This is a genomic window from Microbaculum marinum, assembly GCF_037855135.1.
Taxonomy (GTDB): Bacteria; Pseudomonadota; Alphaproteobacteria; order Rhizobiales; family Tepidamorphaceae; genus Microbaculum; species Microbaculum marinum.
In genome coordinates this window covers 14972-32445 of sequence record NZ_JAZHOF010000013.1, presented here as the reverse complement: position 1 = coordinate 32445, position 17474 = coordinate 14972, and the positions used below count along the sequence as shown (strand labels likewise).

Sequence of the window (17474 nt, the reverse complement as noted above, 5' to 3'; positions counted from 1 at the left end):
CTTTCCAGAGGCTATTTCGACATGGAAGCACCCGCCACGGCATTGTCCGGCGGCAGCGGTTCGCTGGTGATCCCCGCTCACGTTGCCATCATCATGGATGGGAACGGACGCTGGGCGGTCCGCCGGGGACTGCCCCGCGCCGAGGGACACCGGGCAGGCGTCGAGGCGCTTCGCAGGACGGTCCGTATCGCCGGCGAACTGGGCGTGCGCTACCTCACCATCTACAGCTTCAGCTCCGAGAACTGGTCGCGGCCGCGCAGCGAGGTGCTCGACCTGATGGCGCTTCTCCGGCGCTTCATCCGCAACGATCTGGCCGAGCTTCACCGCAACGGCATCCGGATCAGGGTGATCGGCCGTCGCGACGACCTCGACGCCGACATCCGCGCCCTTCTCGACGAGGCCGAGTCGCTGACCCGTGACAATGACGGCCTGACGCTCGTCGTCGCCTTCAACTATGGCGGCCGCGACGACATCGCCCGCGCCGTGCGCCGGATGGTCGAGGAAGTCGCGTCAGGGACACTGGATCCCGGCGAGATCGATGGCGACTGCCTGTCCCGGCACCTCGACACTGCCGGGGTGCCGGATCCGGACCTCATGATTCGCACCGGCGGCGAGCAGCGGATCAGCAACTTTCTGCTCTGGCAGTGCGCCTATACCGAGTTCGTCTTTTCGCAGGTTTACTGGCCGGATTTCGGCCGCGACGATTTCATCGCCGCGATCGAGGAGTTCCGGCATCGCGAGCGTCGCTTCGGCGGACTGGCTGCTCAGGCGGCCAAGTGACCGGTCCGGGACCGGCCGGCCCGCGGTGGTCCGGCCGCGTTTCCGATCTCGGCATTCGGGCCATGTCTGCGCTCGTCCTGGGTCCGACCGTCCTTGCGCTCGCCTGGTTCGGCGGCTGGGCATTCGCGGCGCTCGCCGCGGTCTCCGGTGCCGTGCTGGTCGGGGAGTGGAGCGGGGTCAGTCGCGGCAGGTATTTCGACGCGGCCGTCGCCTTGGCCGCTGCCTGCGTCTGCGGAACTGTGCTTGCGTTCGCCGCCGGGATGCTGGAACTATCGGGCATCCTGCTGCTGATCGGAATCCTCGGGGGCCAGCTGCTGGCGTGGCGCAGCGATCCGGGCAGGCTGTTCGCCGCAGGCATCCTGTATGCCGCCCTGCCGATGCTGGGGTTCGTCGTCCTGCGGCAGGATCCTGACTTCGGGCTTTTCGCCGTGGCCTGGCTGATGATCATCGTGTGGGCGACGGATATCGGGGCCTACTTCAGCGGGCGAATGATCGGCGGCCCGAGGCTGGCGCCTCGCGTTTCGCCGAACAAGACCTGGGCCGGTGCGGCGGGGGGGCTTGTGTCCGCGGTCGGAGCGAGCCTGGTCTTCGTCGGTCTGACGCTGCAGGCCGACATGGTGTCGATTGCGATCCTGGCCGCATTGCTGTCGGTCGTCTCCGAGGCGGGAGACCTGTTTGAATCCGGCCTGAAGCGCCGCTTCGGCGCGAAGGACGCGAGCAGGCTGATCCCCGGCCACGGCGGCCTGATGGACCGCATCGACTCGCTGGTGGCCGCTGCCCTGCTGGCCGCGATCGTCGGCGTCTGGCGCGGCGGACTTCATTCGGCTGGCGCGGGATTGATGCTGTGGTAGGCTGCGGAATTCGAGAGAGAGAATGAACAGTCACGACGCGCCTGAAAGAATCACCGTGCTCGGTGCGACAGGCTCGGTCGGGCAGAATACGCTCGATCTGATCGCACGCATGCCCGAGCGCTTCGCGGTCGAGGCCGTTACCGCAAATTCGAACGTCGATGCCCTTGCGGATATCGCCATCCGGTTCGACGCGCGCTTTGCGGCAGTGGCCGACCCGGCCTGCTACGAACCGCTGAAGGCGGCGCTGTCGGGAACCGGCGTGGAAGCCGCCGCCGGCCCGGGGGCGCTGGTCGAGGCCGCGTTGCGTCCGGCCGACCGGATCATGGCGGCGATCGTCGGCGCGGCCGGGCTGGCGCCGACCCTGGCGGCCGCGGAGCGGGGCGCCACCATTCTTCTTGCCAACAAGGAATGTCTCGTTACCGCCGGCCCGCTCTTCATGCGCACCGCGAAGGCGGGGGGAGCGCGCGTTCTGCCGGTCGACTCCGAGCATTCGGCGATCTTCCAGGCGCTCGACCCGGCGCTTTCCCGGTGCGTCGAGCGCGTCACGCTGACCGCCTCCGGCGGTCCGTTCCGCACCTGGTCCATGGAACGGCTGGCGGCCGTCACGCCGCAGGAGGCCGTGCGCCACCCGAACTGGAGCATGGGCGCCAAAATCTCGGTCGATTCGGCAACCCTGATGAACAAGGGGCTCGAACTCATCGAGGCGCATCATCTCTTCGACATCGAGTCGGAACGGCTCGACGTTCTCGTGCACCCGGAGAGCATCATCCACGGATTCGTGGCTTACCAGGACGGGTCGGTGGTGGCCCAGATGGCCGAGCCCGACATGCGCACGCCGATTGCCTACAGCCTTGCCTGGCCCGAACGCATACCCGCACCCACGGCACGCCTCGATCTGGCCGCGCTCGGGCGACTGACGTTCGAGGCGCCGGATTCCCAGCGCTTTCCCGCCCTCCGGCTTACCCGATACGCGCTCGAGACCGGAGGCGGAACGGCCACCGTGCTGAATGCGGCAAACGAGATAGCCGTGGCATCATTCCTGACAAAACGCATTGGCTTCCCCGATATTGCCAAAATCGTCGAGAATGGTCTGGACCGGTCGGCGACCGAGCGGGTGGGTGAGCCGTATTCCCTTGACGATGCACTTGCGCTCGACGAGTGGGCGCGCGATGTCGCGTTGTCGATGATACCGGAGCGCCTCGAGCAGGTCAGCTGACCCGCCGGCGGTCACGCGCGAATAGAGGTAGTTGAATGGGCATTCTGGAGTCTTTGGGCGCCTTCGGTACCGGGGCTCTCTCGTATATTATTCCATTTCTGTTCGTCCTGACCGTCGTCGTCTTCTTCCATGAACTCGGCCACTTCCTCGTGGCGCGCTGGTGCGGCGTCAAGATAGATACCTTTTCTATAGGATTTGGACCTGAAATAGCTGGCTTCCACGATCGGCACGGCACGCGTTGGCGGCTGTCCTGGATCCCGCTGGGAGGCTACGTGAAATTCCACGGCGACGATTCGGTGGCGAGTTCCCCGGACTCCGAAGCGCTTGCCGAGCTGAGCGAGGAGGAGAAGCGGGTCAGCTTTCACTTCAAGTCGCTGCCGCAACGCGCGGCGATCGTCGCGGCTGGGCCTGTCGCGAACTTCATCCTGGCGATCGTGATCTTCGCGGCGATTTTCGCGTCCGTCGGCAAGTTCGTGACGCCGGCGCGCGTCGACGCCATCACACCTGACTCGGCTGCCGCCGCGGCGGGCTTCGAACAGGGTGACCTGGTCGTGTCGATAAACGGCGAGGCGATCGACAGCTTCTCGGCGATGCAGCGCATCGTAAGCGTCAACCCGGGCGTTCCGCTCGAGTTCGTCGTGGAGCGAAACGGCGAACCGGTTGACCTGGTTGCCACGCCGGAGCTGCGAGAGGTCGACGACCGGTTCGGCAACACGCATCGGATCGGGCTGCTCGGCATCCAGCGCAGCGCCAGCCCGGAAGAAGTGAGCCAGGTCCGTTATTCGATTCCCGCGGCGGTCTGGGAAGGCACCAGGGAGACCGGCTACGTCATCGAGCGGACGGTGTCCTATCTGGTGGGCGTGATCGTCGGGCGCGAGGCGGCCGACCAACTCGGCGGACCGATTCGCATCGCGGAAATGTCCGGGCAGGTCGCCAAACTTGGCTTCCTGGCGCTTTTGAACCTCACGGCGATTCTAAGCATTTCAATCGGCTTCCTGAATCTGTTACCGGTGCCGATGTTGGATGGGGGACATTTACTCTTTTATGCCATTGAAGCAGTTCGCGGGCGTCCGTTGTCCGACCGGGCTGTCGATATCGGTTTCAGGGTAGGACTTGCGTTGGTGCTGATGCTTATGCTGTTTGCGACGTGGAACGACATCGTCAATATCGCGAGCCGGTCATGACGGGCCGTTGCCGGCATGCAACGACCCGCGGGGGAGTTCGAGGGGCGGCCGAATGCCTGTTTTCATAATGGATAAAAGCCGTTACAAACGCGACGGGCTGCGAAGAATCGGCCGGCGCCCTAGCGGTTTTGCGCCCGCAGAAAAAGAAGGTCAGATGGATCTGAGGACCGACAACCCGATGGTGTCAGTGGTAAGAATTCTCAAGCGGGGCATCGGTTTCCTGTTCGTGGCGGCGGCGTTGCTCGCTGCGCCCGGCGGGGGCGAGATGTTCGGCGCGTCGGTGGTGCAGGCCCAGACGGTCAGCTCGATCGTCGTGGAAGGTAACAGGCGCGTCGACGCCGAAACGATCAAATCCTATCTGTCTCTGCAGCCGGGGCAGGGCTACAGCGCGTACTCCGCCGACGAGTCCCTCAAGACGCTGTTCGCCACCGGCCTGTTCTCCGACGTCAATATCAACATGCGCGGCAACACGCTCGTGGTCGTCGTCGTCGAGAACCCGATCGTCAATCTGGTGTCCTTCGAGGGCAACAAGAAGCTCAAGGACGAGGTGCTGCTGGCCGAAATCGAGTCGCAGCCGCGGTCCGTGCTGACGCGCGCCAAGATCGAAGGCGACGTGCAGCGCATCCTGCAGCTCTATCGCCGGTCCGGCCGATTTGGCGCGCGGGTGGATCCGAAGATCATCGATCTGCCCGACAACCGCGCGAATCTGGTTTTCGAGATCAACGAAGCCGACAAGACCAGCATCGTCGGCATCAACTTCATCGGGAACAAGGCCTACGGCGACGGTGCCCTGCGTGATGTCATCAACACCACGGAGCGCAACTGGCTCAGCTGGCTGAAGTCCTCCGACGTCTACGATCCCCAGCGGCTCGAAGCCGACCAGGAGCTGCTGCGGCGGTTCTATCTGAAGAACGGCTACGCCGATTTCCGCGTCATATCCGCGGTTGCCGAACTCGATCGCGAGCGCAATGCGTTCTACGTCACGATCACGGTGGACGAAGGGGAGAAGTACCAGTTCGGCGACATCGACGTGCAGGCCTATGTGCGCGACGTCGATCCGGAGTCCCTGCGCGGCGTCATCGAGACGCAGACCGGCGACACCTACAACGCCAACAAGGTCGAGAACACGCTCGAGGCGATGACCCTGGAGCTCGCCAACGCCGGCTACGCCTTCGCCCAGGTGCGTCCGCGCGGCGACCGCAACTTCGACACCAAGACGATCGACCTGACCTACATCGTCGAGGAGGGGCCGCGCGTCTACATCGAGCGCATCAACATCCGTGGCAACACCCGGACACTCGACAGCGTCATCCGTCGCGAGTTCGATTTCGCCGAAGGCGACGCCTACAACGTCGTGATGATGGACCGCGCCAAGCGTCGGCTCGAGGCCCTGCGCTACTTCGAGGGCATCAACATCAGCCGTCAGCAGGGATCGGCGCCGGATCGTGTCGTCATCAATGTCGACGTGGTCGAGCAGCCGACCGGTGAAGTTTCCGTCGGTGGCGGCTACTCGACGCGCGACGGCCTGGTCGCCGACGTCTCGATCACCGAGCGCAACCTGCTCGGCCGCGGTCAGATCCTCAGCCTCGGCGGCTCGTTCGGCGAGAAGAAGGAGTCGATCGACTTCAGCTTCACCGAGCCCTATTTCCTCGGCCGGCGGCTTTCGGCGGGCGTCGACGCGTTCTATCGCGACCTCGACTACTCCGACACCTCGTCCTACAAGATCAAGGCGGCCGGCGGCGGACTGCGCATGGGCTTCGCGCTCAACGAGGAGACCTCGTTCCTCGGCCGCTATCGTCTGTACCAGTCCGAGACGCAGATCCCGGAATACCTGGGCGACGGCTGCGGACCGGTCACCAACAAGGCGCTTGCCCAGAACACCTGCGGCAATCCCGTCCTGTGGAACGGCGTCAACTGGATCTGGCCGTATGGCGGCGACACCAATGGCGATGGCATCCCGGACGTGTTCGCGCCGGAAGCCTCGATCGCCATCGTCGCTGCACAGGGCAAGCGTCTGTACTCGATCTTCGGCTACGACCTGACCTACTCGACGCTGGACAGCTTCACCCGTCCGCATAACGGCTGGTACCTGCGCTTCTCGCAGGATCTGGCGGGCGCCGGCGGCGACGCGAACTATCTGCGGTCCGACGGCGAAGCTCGGTACTATCGCGAGGTCGGCCCCGACGTCGTCAGCCTGTTCAAGGTCTCCGGCGGCGTCATCAACGGCTGGGGCGGGTATGACATTCCGGTCACCGACACCTACTTCAAGGGTGGCGAGACGATCCGCGGCTTCGACACCTCCGGCTACGGTCCGCGCGACCTGACGCCTGGCGGCCAGCGCGATGCGCTGGGCGGCAAGGTGTTCGCCGCCGCAACCGCGGAAGTGCAGTTCCCGTTCCCGTTCATCCCGGACGATCTCGGCTTCCGCGGGGCGTTCTTCGCTGACGCCGGTGTCCTGTTCAATGTCGGCAACACCGGTCCGGTCACGATCGTGCAGCCGGGCGGGCAGGTCCTGACGCTGACGATGGCGGAATGCGCCGGTCTGTATCCCGGCGGCTGGGGCGGCATCGTGCCGGCGGGCGCCAACGGCTGCTACGTCGACGACACGGCGCCGCGCGCCTCCGTCGGCTTCAGCCTGATGTGGGACTCGCCGTTCGGGCCGCTGCGCGCCGATCTCGGCTACGCGGTCCTGAAGGAAGACTACGACAACACCCAGGTCTTCCGCTTCGGCGCCGGCAAGCAGTTCTGATCTGTCAATCCGAGGGGCCGCCGGCAAACCGGCGGCCCTTTCGTCCGTTCGTATTTCCCCTTCAAGCCAAACCGGCCGCCGCGCGATTGCCGGCACCGGCGCTCAATCCGGCGGCCGCAGGTTGCGGTGCAAAGTGCCGCCTGCGGACGTTTCAACCCGACACAGGCTGGTGTAGTTTCGCGCAATGGACGACGTTCGATTTTTCGACCGCGCGGGGCCGTTCGCGCTCGAGGAGATTGCAGGCTGGATCGGTGCGACGGCGACGGCCGGGACTGACCGGCAGCAGCCCATCGAGGACGTTGCTCCGCTGACGCTGGCGGGGCCCTCGCAGATATCCTTCTTCGACAATCCGAAGTATCAGCGCGACCTGGCCGCAACCGGGGCCGGAGCCTGTCTGGTGGCCAAGCGCAATCTGGACCGCGTACCCGCCGGAACGGCCGCCCTGGTCGTCTCTGAACCGGCCCGCGCGTTCAACGAGGTCGTCCGGCGCTTCTATCCCGACGCGACTCGCCCCGGTGCGATTTGGGACGAGGCGCCTGCCGGCAGCGGCGTTCATCCGAGTGCGCATCTGGAAGACGGGGTGTTCGTCGAACCCGGCGCCATCGTCGGCATGGAGGCCCACATCGGCCGCGGCACCCGCATCCAGGCTGGCGCGGTCGTCGGGCGGCGGGTCCGGATCGGCCGCGACTGCACCATCGGCCCCGGAGTGTCGGTGCTGCACGCGCTGCTCGGGGACCGGGTGATCGTGCATCCCGGCGTGCGGATCGGCCAGGACGGCTTCGGCTACGCGATGGGCCCCTCCGGCCATGCCAAGATCCCGCAGATCGGCCGCGTCATCATCCAGAACGACGTCGAGATCGGCGCCAACACCACGATCGACCGCGGCGCTCTCAGGGACACGACGATCGGCGAGGGCACCAAGATCGACAACATGGTCCAGATAGGCCATAACGTCGTCGTCGGCCGCCATTGCGTGATCGTTTCCCAGGTTGCCATCGCGGGCAGCGCGACCCTCGGCGATTTCGTTGCGATCGGCGGCCAGGCCGGCATCATGAATCATGTCACGATCGGCGACTATGCCCAGGTCGCGACTCTCAGCGCCGTCCGCGAGGATCTGCCGCCGAAGGGTCGATATGGCGGCGTGCCCGCCAGACCGGCACGGGAATGGTTGAAGGAAACCGCAGCGCTCCAGAAAGTGGCGCAGGAATACATGGCGGCGCGGAAGCGGGACAAGGGGACGCAAGAGGATGGACGTGAGCGCGAGTCCGAATGAGCCGCAGACGCTCGAAACGTTGGATATCCAGCGGATCCTGGATCTGCTGCCCCACCGCTACCCGTTTCTCATGGTGGATCGCATCGTCGATATACTCGGCGACGAATCCTGCATCGGCATCAAGAACGTCACCATAAACGAGCCGCATTTCGCGGGGCATTTTCCCGAACGCCCTGTAATGCCGGGGGTGCTGCTGGTTGAGGGAATGGCCCAGACCGCGGGCGCGGTCTGCATCCTGCGCCATGCCGAGGGCGCGCCGAAGATCGTCTATTTCATGACGATCGACAAATGCAAGTTCCGCCGCCCGGTGGTTCCCGGAGACATCGTTCATTACCACGTCAAGAAGATCCGCAACCGAAAGACGATCTGGAAATATGCCGCGGAGGCCCGCGTCGACGGCAAGGTCGTGGCCGAGGCCGAAGTGAGTGCGATGATCGCCGACAAGTAAAAGCGTTTCCATGCCAGACATTCATCCGACCGCCGTCGTCAGCGACAGGGCCGCCATCGGCGAGGGGGTCAAGATCGGGCCTTTCTGCATCGTCGAGGACGATGTGGAACTCGGCGAGTCCGTCGAACTGATGGCTCATGTCGTCGTGACCGGGCACACCAGCATCGGCGCGCGCACCAAGGTCTATCCGTTCGCCTCTCTAGGCCAGCCCCCGCAGCACCTGAAATATGCCGGCGAGCCGAGCACGCTGGTCATCGGAGCCGATTGCGTGATCCGCGAGCAGGTGACGATGAGCCCGGGCACCTCCTTCGGCGGCATGGAAACGCGGGTCGGCGACAAGTGCTATTTCATGGTCGGCTCTCACGTGGCCCACGACTGCCACGTCGGCAACAACGTGCTGTTCATCAACAATGCCACCATCGCCGGCCACTGCCGGGTCGATGACAATGCCATTCTCGGTGGGCTCGCGGCGGTTCATCAATGGGTGCGGATCGGCCATCACGCGTTCATCGGCGGCCTGAGCGGCGTCGAGAACGACGTCATTCCGTTCGGTTCGGTGCTCGGCAACCGCGCCTACCTGGGCGGGCTGAACATCGTCGGCCTGAAGCGCGCGGGCTTCGACCGGGAAAACATCCACACGCTGCGCCAGGCCTATCGGCTGCTGTTCTCCAACGAGGGCACGCTGATGGAGCGCGTCGAGGACGTCGCCGCGATGTTCCCCGACGATGCGCTGGTGAACGACGTGATCGATTTCATCCGTGCCGATTCCGACCGGGCGCTGTGCACGCCCCGGAACGGACGCGGGAGCTGAGACGGTGCCGGCCGACGCGGCCGATCGCAGCGACCCGGCGACGGGGTCCACGACCGGCACGGGCCCGCTGGCGATCCTCGCCGGCGCAGGCGAACTCCCCAAGGTCATCGCCGACGAAGTCGCGCGGACGGGCAGGCCGATCTTCGCGGTGGAGGTCGATGGCGAAACCGACTGCGATCTGAGCGCCTATCCCCGGACACGGCTGCCGATCGGTGCGGCCGGACGCCTGAAGACGGTGCTGATGGAGCACGGCTGCCGCGACGTCCTGATGGCCGGCAGCTTCCGCAGGCCGCGCTTCTCCGAGATCGAATGGAACATGGGCACGGTTCGGGCGCTGTCGAGCATCATGCGCCTCAAGGTCGGCGGCGACGACGCGGTCGTGAACGGCGTCGTCCACATCTTCGAAAGCGAAGGGTTCCGCATCGTCGGACCGCGCGAGGTCGTGCCGCGGCTCGTGGCTCCGCAAGGCACGATCGGCCGGCTTCGACCCGGCAAGAAGGCCCGTTCCGACATTGCTCTCGGGCTGTCCGCGATCGGCAGGATGGGACCGCTCGACATAGGCCAGGCCGTGATCGTGCTCGCCGGCCGGATCGTCGCGGTCGAGGCCGCGGAGGGCACCGACTCGATGATCGCCCGCTGTGCTCAGCTTCGCGACAATGGCCGGATCGCCGCCCCGCCGCCATCGGGCGTGCTGGTCAAGGCGATGAAGCCCGGCCAGGAACTGCGGCTCGACATGCCCGTGGTGGGGCTGGACACGGTACGCGGAGCCGCCGCTGCGGGGCTCGAAGGCATCGCGATCGAGGCGGGCAAGGTGCTGCTTCCCCGCATCGAGGAGGTCGGCGCCGCCGCCGACGATGCCGGCCTGTTCATTGTCGGGGTCGATCTGGGCGACAGGACAGGCAGACCCGAATGACGGACCGACAGGCGGATCGCAATTCGCGACCGCTTCGCATCGCGATCATCGCGGGAGAATCGTCGGGCGATCACCTTGGTGCGGGTCTCATGCAGGCCCTCGGGGAACTGTCCGGCGGCGATATCGTCTTCAGCGGGGTGGGCGGCCCCGAGATGGAGGCGCAAGGTCTGGAGAGCGCGTTCCCGCTCTCCGAGATCGCCGTGATGGGGCCGATCGCGATCCTGAGGCGGCTGCCCGGCCTGATCCGGCGCGGGCACGAGGCGGTCGATCACGTCGTCGCGTTCGATCCGGACGCGCTGATCATCGTCGACAGTCCCGATTTCACCCACCCCGTCGCCCGGCGGGTTCGAAAGCGCCTGCCGAATCTTCCCGTGATCAACTACGTGTCGCCGACTGTGTGGGCGTGGCGGCCGTGGCGCGCCCGCAAGATGCGCGGCTATGTCGACCGTGTGCTGGCGGTGTTTCCGTTCGAGCCGGACGCGCATGTGCGCCTGCAGGGCCCCGAATGCATCTATGTCGGCCATCCCGTGGTGGAGCGGCTCGCGCTGATGCCGGACCGGGCGGCTGCGCCGGACGCCGATCCGCCGGTCCTGCTGGTGCTGCCGGGTAGCCGTGTCACCGAGGTCGAGCGGCTGTTGCCGGTCTACCGCGACACGCTCGCCGCCCTGGCAAACAAGGGGCGCTCGTTCGAGCCCGTGCTGCCCGCTGTCGCACATCTGCGCGAGCGGATCGAACGGGACGTGGCGGACTGGCCCGTGAGGCCCCGCATCGTCGCCGGCGAAGCAGAGAAATGGGCGGCGTTCGCCCGTGGCCGCGTGGCACTCGCGGCCTCCGGCACGGTGACGCTGGAACTCGCTCTGGCCGGGGTGCCGATGGTTGTCGCCTATCGGCTGGATCCGCTGGTCAACGCCCTCAAGTGGCTGCTGCGGATCCATTCGGTGGTGATGGCGAACCTGGTGATCGGCGAGAACGCCTTCCCCGAGTACATCCACGACGGCTGCGACGCAGCGACCCTGTCGGCCGCTCTGGATCCGCTGTTCGACGATACGCCGGAGCGGCGGGCGCAGCTCGACGCCATCGACAAGGTCCGGGCCGCCACCCTGATCGGCGGCGATACGCCGAGCGAGCGGGCGGCCGCTGCCGTGCTGGATCTGCTGGCGAGCAGGTGAGGGCGGGGCGCGACGGGCGCGCCCCCGAGCCCGGTTACTTCCGCATCGACACCGGGATGTAGTCGCGCCGCGTCGAGCCGGTATAGAGCTGACGGGGACGGCCGATCTTCTGCTTCGGGTCCTCGATCATCTCCTTCCACTGGGCGATCCAGCCGACCGTGCGCGCCACCGAGAAGAGCACGGTGAACATCGAGGTCGGGAAGCCGAGCGCCTTCAGGGTGATGCCCGAGTAGAAGTCGATGTTGGGATAGAGCTTCTTCTCGACGAAGTACTCGTCCTGCAGCGCGATGCGCTCGAGTTCCAGGGCCACGTCCAGAAGCGGATCGTCCTTGATGCCGACTTCCGCCAGCACCTCGTGGCAGGTCTTCTGCATGATCTTGGCGCGCGGGTCGTAGTTCTTGTAGACCCGGTGGCCGAAGCCCATCAGGCGGAACGGATCGTCCTTGTCCTTGGCGCGCTCGATGTACTCGGGAATCCGGTCGACGGAGCCGATCTCGCCGAGCATGTTGAGCGCCGCCTCGTTGGCGCCGCCGTGAGCGGGACCCCACAGGCAGGCGATGCCGGCTGCGATGCAGGCGAACGGATTGGCACCGGACGAACCGGCCAGCCGCACCGTCGAGGTCGAGGCGTTCTGCTCGTGGTCCGCGTGCAGGATGAATATCCGGTCCATGGCGCGGGCCAGCACCGGATTGACCTTGTATTCCTCGCAGGGCACGGCGAAGCACATGTGCAGGAAGTTCGACGCATAGTCGAGCTCGTTGCGCGGATACATGAACGGCTGGCCGACGTGGTACTTGTAGGCCATCGCCGCGATCGTCGGCATCTTCGCGATCATCCGGACGCTCGCCACCATGCGCTGGTAGGGGTCCGAGATGTCGGTGGAGTCGTGATAGAAGGCAGACAATGCGCCGACGACGCCGACCATGACCGCCATCGGATGGGCATCGCGCCGGAAGCCGGAATAGAACCGCGCCATCTGCTCGTGCAGCATGGTGTGGTTGGTGACACGGTGGTCGAAATCGGCCTTCTGGGTCTGCGTCGGAAGCTCGCCATACAAGAGCAGGTAGCAGGTCTCCAGGAAGTCGCCGTGCTCGGCAAGCTGCTCGATCGGGTAGCCGCGATAGAGCAGGACGCCTTCGTCACCGTCGATATAGGTGATCTTCGACTCGCAGCTCGCGGTCGACGTGAAGCCCGGGTCGTAGGTGAACGTGTGCGCGGTCCCGTACAGCTTGGAGATGTCCACGACATCGGGACCGATCGTCCCGGGAAGGACCGGGAAATCGTAACCCTTGCCGCCAAGCTGCAACGTCGCGGCCTCGCCCTCTTGGGTGGTGGCGGGAGCGTTTTCGTCGTTCATGGGCAGGCTTCTCCTGTCCTGAGGTCGGATATTGCAGGCCTGAAGACGCGGCCCGGCCAAGTTGCGTTGCCGGCGGTCGAGGGTCTGCCGTTCGGTTGGAATATGTTACGGTTGGGTAGCCGATTTGACCGCCCTCGGCAAGCACCCGGATGGGTGCCCTGTCGCATAGATGTAGCGCCGGGGCTTCCCGTCAATCCGTCGGAACGCCGGTCTGGTCGCCGATTCTGCCGAGGCTCTCATCCCGGCCGAGCACGACCAGCACGTCGAAGATGCCCGGCGATGTGCCGCGCCCGGTCAGCGCGGCGCGCAGCGGCTGGGCCACCTGTCCGAGCTTGCGCCCGGTCTCCTCGGCAAACTCGCGCACGATGCCTTCCAGCGTCTCCGCGTCCCAGGCCGCTGCACCGGTGAGGAGCGGCAGCAACCCGGCCAGGGTGACGCGGCCCGCGTCATCCAGGATCCTGGCCGCCTTGTCGTCCAAAGAAAGCGGCCGTTCGTCAACGAGAAACTGCGAGTTGGCAAGAAGTTCGGTAAGATTCTTCGCGCGCTCCTTCAAGCCCGGTATCGCGCCTGCGAGACGTGCCGAATTGGTGGCGTCGAGCTTCTCCTCGAATGCCGGTCCGCCTTCCAGGTACGGCAGGCTTCGGCGGAACTCCACCAGCAGGTCGTCGTCGGGCATCTGCCGCATGTAGATGCCGTTCAGGTTCTCCAGCTTGGCGAAATCGAAGCGGGCCGCCGACCTGCCGATCGCGTCGAGATCGAACCATTCGAGCATCTGCTCCGTGGACATGACCTCGTGGTCGCCATGGCTCCAGCCGAGCCGTACGAGGTAGTTGCGCATGGCGGCAGGCAGATACCCCATCGCGCGATAGGCCTCGACCCCGAGGGCGCCGTGCCGTTTCGACAGTTTCGCCCCGTCGGGGCCGTGGATAAGGGGGATATGCGCCCATTCCGGCACGTTCCAGCCGAGCGCCTGGTAGATGTGCGTCTGGCGCGCGGCGTTGGTCAGGTGATCGTCGCCCCGTACGACGTGCGTGACCCCCATGTCGTGGTCGTCGACGACGACGGCGAGCATGTATGTGGGATTGCCGTCCGAACGCAGCAGGATCAGGTCGTCGAGATCGGCATTCTGCCAGGTGACCCGGCCCTGCACGTGATCCTCGATCACCGTCTCGCCCTCCTGCGGCGCCTTCAGCCGGATCGCCGGGTTAACGCCCTGCGGGGCCTCGGACGGATCGCGGTCGCGCCAGCGCCCGTCATAGCGAGGCGGGCGGCCCTCCTTGCGCGCCGTCTCGCGCATCTCGGCCAGTTCCTCGGGGCTCGCGTAGCAGCGGTAGGCCTTGCCTGCGGCGAGCAGTTGCTCGACGGCTTCGCGATGCCGCTCGGCGCGGGCGTGCTGCGAGACCGGATCGCCGTCCCAGTCGAGGCCAAGCCATGCGAGCCCGTCGAGGATCGCCGCGATCGCCTCCTCGGTCGAGCGCGCCCGGTCGGTGTCCTCGATGCGCAGCAGCATGCGGCCGCCGCGGCCGCGCGCATACAGCCAGTTGAACAGTGCTGTCCGTGCCCCGCCGATATGCAGGAATCCGGTCGGCGAGGGGGCGAAGCGGGTGACGATCTCGGTGGGGTTCGACATGACGACTGGCGGCGGCTTTCCTGTGAGAGCTAGACTGTTGGTCGGGTGGCGCTGTGTAGCATGGGCGCCGGCCGTTGTTGAAGCGGGGCTTGGGAGGCCGGATCCACCGGCGCTGGGAGGGCTGCGGGGCGTCGGCGCGACGCGGCCCTGGGGCGAATGAGCGACGAGACGTCCACGGGCAGGAGGCTGTTGCCGGTGATCGCCGCGCGAAGCGGCAATCTTCCGGTGCAGGTCGGCATGCGCCCGGTCGGCTTCGTCCGCCCGCTGTCGGCCGCCGAGCGGATGGACGGGGAACGCGACCGCCTGTTCCTGTGGACGCCGGTCGCATTCGGCTCCGGAATCGCCGTCTACTTCGCTCTGCCGCGCGAACCCTCGCTGGTCGCGGTCATCTTGCTGTGCGTCGTCGCGGGCCTTGCCGTCCGGCACACGGGGTTTGCCCGACCAACCGGCGCAATCGTCCTTGGCGCATTGCTGGCTGCGCTTGGGCTGGCCGACGGCACCGTGAGGGCACGTCTCGTGGCAGGCCCTGTCATCATGGAAAGGATCGGTCCGGTGGCAGTGACCGGCCGGATCGTCAGCGTCGACAGCCGCGAAGGCGGAGCGGCACGGCTGCTGGTGGCGCCGGCCGAGTTGGGCGCGAACCTGCCGCCGCCGCGGTTGCTGTCGCTCTGGTCGCGCGGCAACTGGGCGATTCCGCAGCCGGGCACCGTGGTTTCCTTCGACGCGGTGATCATGCCGCCCCCGGACGCCGCCGCGCCGGGGGCCTTCGACTATGCGCGTCAGGCGTACTTCGACGGGATCGGCGGCGTGGGCTTCATCGTCAGCGCCCCCGTTCCGCGTCCTTCCGATCCGCCGGGATTGATCGAAAACTTTCTTGATCGGGTCGAACGGTTGCGGCTCGGCATTGCCGTGCGGATCGTCGGAACCTTGCCGGGCTCGCCGGGCGCGGTCGCGGCTGCGCTCGTGACCGGCCAGCGCGGCGCCATACCCGAAGCAGACCAGGAGGCGCTCAGGATGTCCGGCCTCGCCCATATCCTGGCGATCTCCGGCCTGCACATGATGCTCGTCGTCGGCACGCTGTTCTGGACGGTGCGTGCAGCGCTCGCACTTTCGCCGGCCCTGGCCCTTACCCGGCCGATCAAGAAGTGGGCGGCAATCGTCGCGCTCGCCGGAGGTGCCGGATATCTCCTCCTGTCGGGCGGCTCGATAGCAACCCAGCGCGCCTTCGTGATGGCCGCGATCATGCTGGTCGCGATCCTGTTCGATCGTCCGGCGATCACGCTCAGGAACGTCGCTGTCGCTGCCTGGATGGTACTCGCGCTGACGCCGGAGGCGCTTGTTTCCGCGAGCTTCCAGATGTCGTTTGCGGCCACGATCGCCCTGGTCGCGGCCTACGAGGCGGTCCAGATGGCCGCGGCACGCGCGCCGGACAGGGCGGCAAAGCCGCTCCTGTTGTTTCTCCGGCGCGCGCTGATCGGCCTTGTCTTCACGTCGCTGATTGCGGGCCTCGCGACCGGACCGTTCGCCGCGTTCCACTTCAACCGGGTGGCGGTATACGGGCTCATCGCCAACGTCGTCGCCATGCCGCTTGTCAGTCTCGTGGTAATGCCAGCCGGTCTGCTGGCGGTGGTGCTGATGCCGTTCGGCCTCGAGGCGCCTGCTCTGGGGGCGATGGGACTTGGCATAGAGGGGGTACTCGCGGTCGCCCATCACGTTTCGGGCTGGGACGGTGCCATACGGATGGTGCCGGCGATGCCGGTGCTGGGACTGGCCGCAGTCGCCGCCGGCGGGCTGTGGCTCAGCCTGTGGCGCACCAGCTGGCGCTATCTGGGTGTGCCCCTGATCATCGTCGGCATGGCCACACCGTGGCTGATGCCGATCCCGGACCTTTTCGTTTCGCGCGATGCCGGCATGGCGGCGGTAAGGATGGACGACGGGGGACTGGTATTCGTGCCGCGGGCCCGGTCCCAGTACGTGGCCGAAACCTGGCTGCGGCGGGTCGGCCAGCCCGAGACCGCGCAAGCGGCCGCAACCGCCTCCTGCGATGAGGCGGGTTGTATCGCCGCCTCGCCGCGACTGCGCGTGGCCGTCGTCGAGGAACCGATGGCATTTGCAGAAGACTGCGCCTGGGCCGACGTCGTCGTCAGCGAACTGGTGCCGCCCGAGTGGTGCCGGAGCGACGCGCTGGTCTTCGGCCCGTTGGATGTGGCACGGCTCGGTGCGGTGTCTGTGCGCGCAACGCCACACGGACTTAAACTCACCTCGGCAACCGAACTGGCCGGCGACCGCCCGTGGACCCGACGGAGTGTGTCCCCGGACGAGCCGTCGGACTGACGGTCAACCGCGGTGGCGGCTCAATACCGCCGTATCAAACCCACGAGCCGGCCTTGGATATCGACCCGGTCGGGGCCGAAAATGCGGGTCTCGTAGGCCGGGTTCGCCGCTTCGAGCGCGATCGAATCGCCCTTGCGGCGGAGCCGCTTCAGGGTCGCTTCTTCGTCGTCGACCAGGGCTACGACGATATCGCCGGTGTCTGCCGTGTCGGTCTTGCGGATCAGCACGGTATCGCCGTCGAGAATGCCCGCCTCGACCATCGAATCGCCCCTGACTTCCAGCGCGAAGTGCTCGCCGCGCGACAGCATGTCCACCGGGATCGGAATCGAGTGCGTGTGGTTCTGGATGGCCGAAATGGGCGTGCCGGCCGCAATCCTGCCCATCACCGGCACGGATACGGATTCGCCGTGATCCGCGACCGGCTCAGGCTCGGAGCGAGATTCGGGCGGGGGCGACTTCCCGAGACTGCCCTCGATGACGCTGGGCGCGAAGCCACGGCTGCGCACCGCCAGGCCGGGCGCGACCGAATCGGGCAGGCGGACGATTTCCATGGCGCGCGCACGGTGCGGCAGGCGCCGGATGAAGCCTCGTTCTTCTAGGGCGGTGATCAGCCGGTGGATTCCCGACTTGGAGCGCAGGTCCAGGGCCTCCTTCATTTCGTCGAACGAAGGAGGAACGCCGGATTCCTTGAGGCGTTCGTGGATAAACATAAGCAGTTCGTACTGCTTGCGTGTCAGCATTGCGCGCTCCCGTCGCCGA

At 66.5% G+C, this 17474-nt stretch carries 14 protein-coding genes; 11 read left to right on the top strand and 3 right to left on the bottom strand.

Translation table 11 applies throughout. The annotated features are described in order from the left end of the window. Nucleotides 1-21 precede the first annotated feature (21 nt). The 10 genes from V3328_RS24345 (at nt 22) to lpxB (ending at nt 11394) form a co-directional block, all read left to right on the top strand. Nucleotides 22-780 (top strand): isoprenyl transferase, encoded by a 759-nt coding sequence (locus tag V3328_RS24345; RefSeq protein WP_340332335.1) that lies wholly within the window; start codon nt 22-24, stop codon nt 778-780. A 62-nt stretch (nt 781-842) separates the two neighbouring features. Further along, nucleotides 843-1631, top strand: a complete 789-nt coding sequence (locus V3328_RS24340; protein ID WP_340332334.1) for a phosphatidate cytidylyltransferase — start codon at nt 843-845, stop codon at nt 1629-1631. A 22-nt stretch (nt 1632-1653) separates the two neighbouring features. Continuing rightward, complete coding sequence (locus V3328_RS24335; RefSeq protein ID WP_340332333.1) at nt 1654-2847, top strand: 1-deoxy-D-xylulose-5-phosphate reductoisomerase; 1194 nt, start codon at nt 1654-1656, stop codon at nt 2845-2847. 35 nt (nt 2848-2882) lie between these two features. After that, entirely contained in the window at nt 2883-4031 is a 1149-nt protein-coding gene (rseP, locus tag V3328_RS24330; RefSeq protein ID WP_340332332.1) for an RIP metalloprotease RseP, read from the top strand. A 154-nt stretch (nt 4032-4185) separates the two neighbouring features. Continuing rightward, nucleotides 4186-6780 carry an outer membrane protein assembly factor BamA gene (bamA, locus tag V3328_RS24325; RefSeq protein ID WP_340332331.1) on the top strand — a complete coding sequence of 865 codons (2595 nt, stop codon included), beginning with the start codon at nt 4186-4188 and terminating at the stop codon, nt 6778-6780. A gap of 184 nt (nt 6781-6964) precedes the next feature. Continuing rightward, a complete protein-coding gene (gene lpxD, locus V3328_RS24320; RefSeq protein ID WP_340332330.1) occupies nt 6965-8053 on the top strand; it encodes a UDP-3-O-(3-hydroxymyristoyl)glucosamine N-acyltransferase in 1089 nt (362 codons plus the stop codon). Further along, nucleotides 8028-8501, top strand: a complete 474-nt coding sequence (gene fabZ / locus V3328_RS24315; RefSeq protein ID WP_378759457.1) for a 3-hydroxyacyl-ACP dehydratase FabZ — start codon at nt 8028-8030, stop codon at nt 8499-8501. Before lpxD ends, fabZ begins: the two co-directional genes overlap by 26 nt. Nucleotides 8502-8511: 10 nt before the next feature. After that, a complete protein-coding gene (gene lpxA / locus V3328_RS24310; RefSeq protein WP_340332328.1) occupies nt 8512-9312 on the top strand; it encodes an acyl-ACP--UDP-N-acetylglucosamine O-acyltransferase in 801 nt (266 codons plus the stop codon). Nucleotides 9313-9316: 4 nt separating this feature from the next. Beyond that, nucleotides 9317-10225, top strand: a complete 909-nt coding sequence (locus V3328_RS24305) for an LpxI family protein (RefSeq protein WP_340332327.1) — start codon at nt 9317-9319, stop codon at nt 10223-10225. Continuing rightward, complete coding sequence (gene lpxB / locus V3328_RS24300) at nt 10222-11394, top strand: lipid-A-disaccharide synthase (RefSeq protein ID WP_340332326.1); 1173 nt, start codon at nt 10222-10224, stop codon at nt 11392-11394. The genes V3328_RS24305 and lpxB overlap by 4 nt, the downstream gene beginning before the upstream one ends. Nucleotides 11395-11428: 34 nt before the next feature. On the opposite strand, the gene gltA is transcribed toward lpxB, so the two are convergent. Continuing rightward, nucleotides 11429-12751 carry a citrate synthase gene (gltA, locus tag V3328_RS24295; RefSeq protein WP_340332325.1) on the bottom strand — a complete coding sequence of 441 codons (1323 nt, stop codon included), beginning with the start codon at nt 12749-12751 and terminating at the stop codon, nt 11429-11431. Nucleotides 12752-12941: 190 nt separating this feature from the next. Further along, nucleotides 12942-14381, bottom strand: a complete 1440-nt coding sequence (gltX, locus tag V3328_RS24290; protein WP_340332324.1) for a glutamate--tRNA ligase — start codon at nt 14379-14381, stop codon at nt 12942-12944. A 156-nt stretch (nt 14382-14537) separates the two neighbouring features. Between gltX and V3328_RS24285 the strand changes: the two genes are divergently transcribed. Beyond that, nucleotides 14538-16715, top strand: a complete 2178-nt coding sequence (locus tag V3328_RS24285) for a ComEC/Rec2 family competence protein (RefSeq protein WP_340332323.1) — start codon at nt 14538-14540, stop codon at nt 16713-16715. 20 nt (nt 16716-16735) lie between these two features. Here V3328_RS24285 and lexA read toward each other — a convergent pair whose 3' ends face one another. Then, nucleotides 16736-17455 (bottom strand): transcriptional repressor LexA, encoded by a 720-nt coding sequence (gene lexA / locus V3328_RS24280; RefSeq protein WP_340332322.1) that lies wholly within the window; start codon nt 17453-17455, stop codon nt 16736-16738. Nucleotides 17456-17474 lie beyond the last annotated feature (19 nt).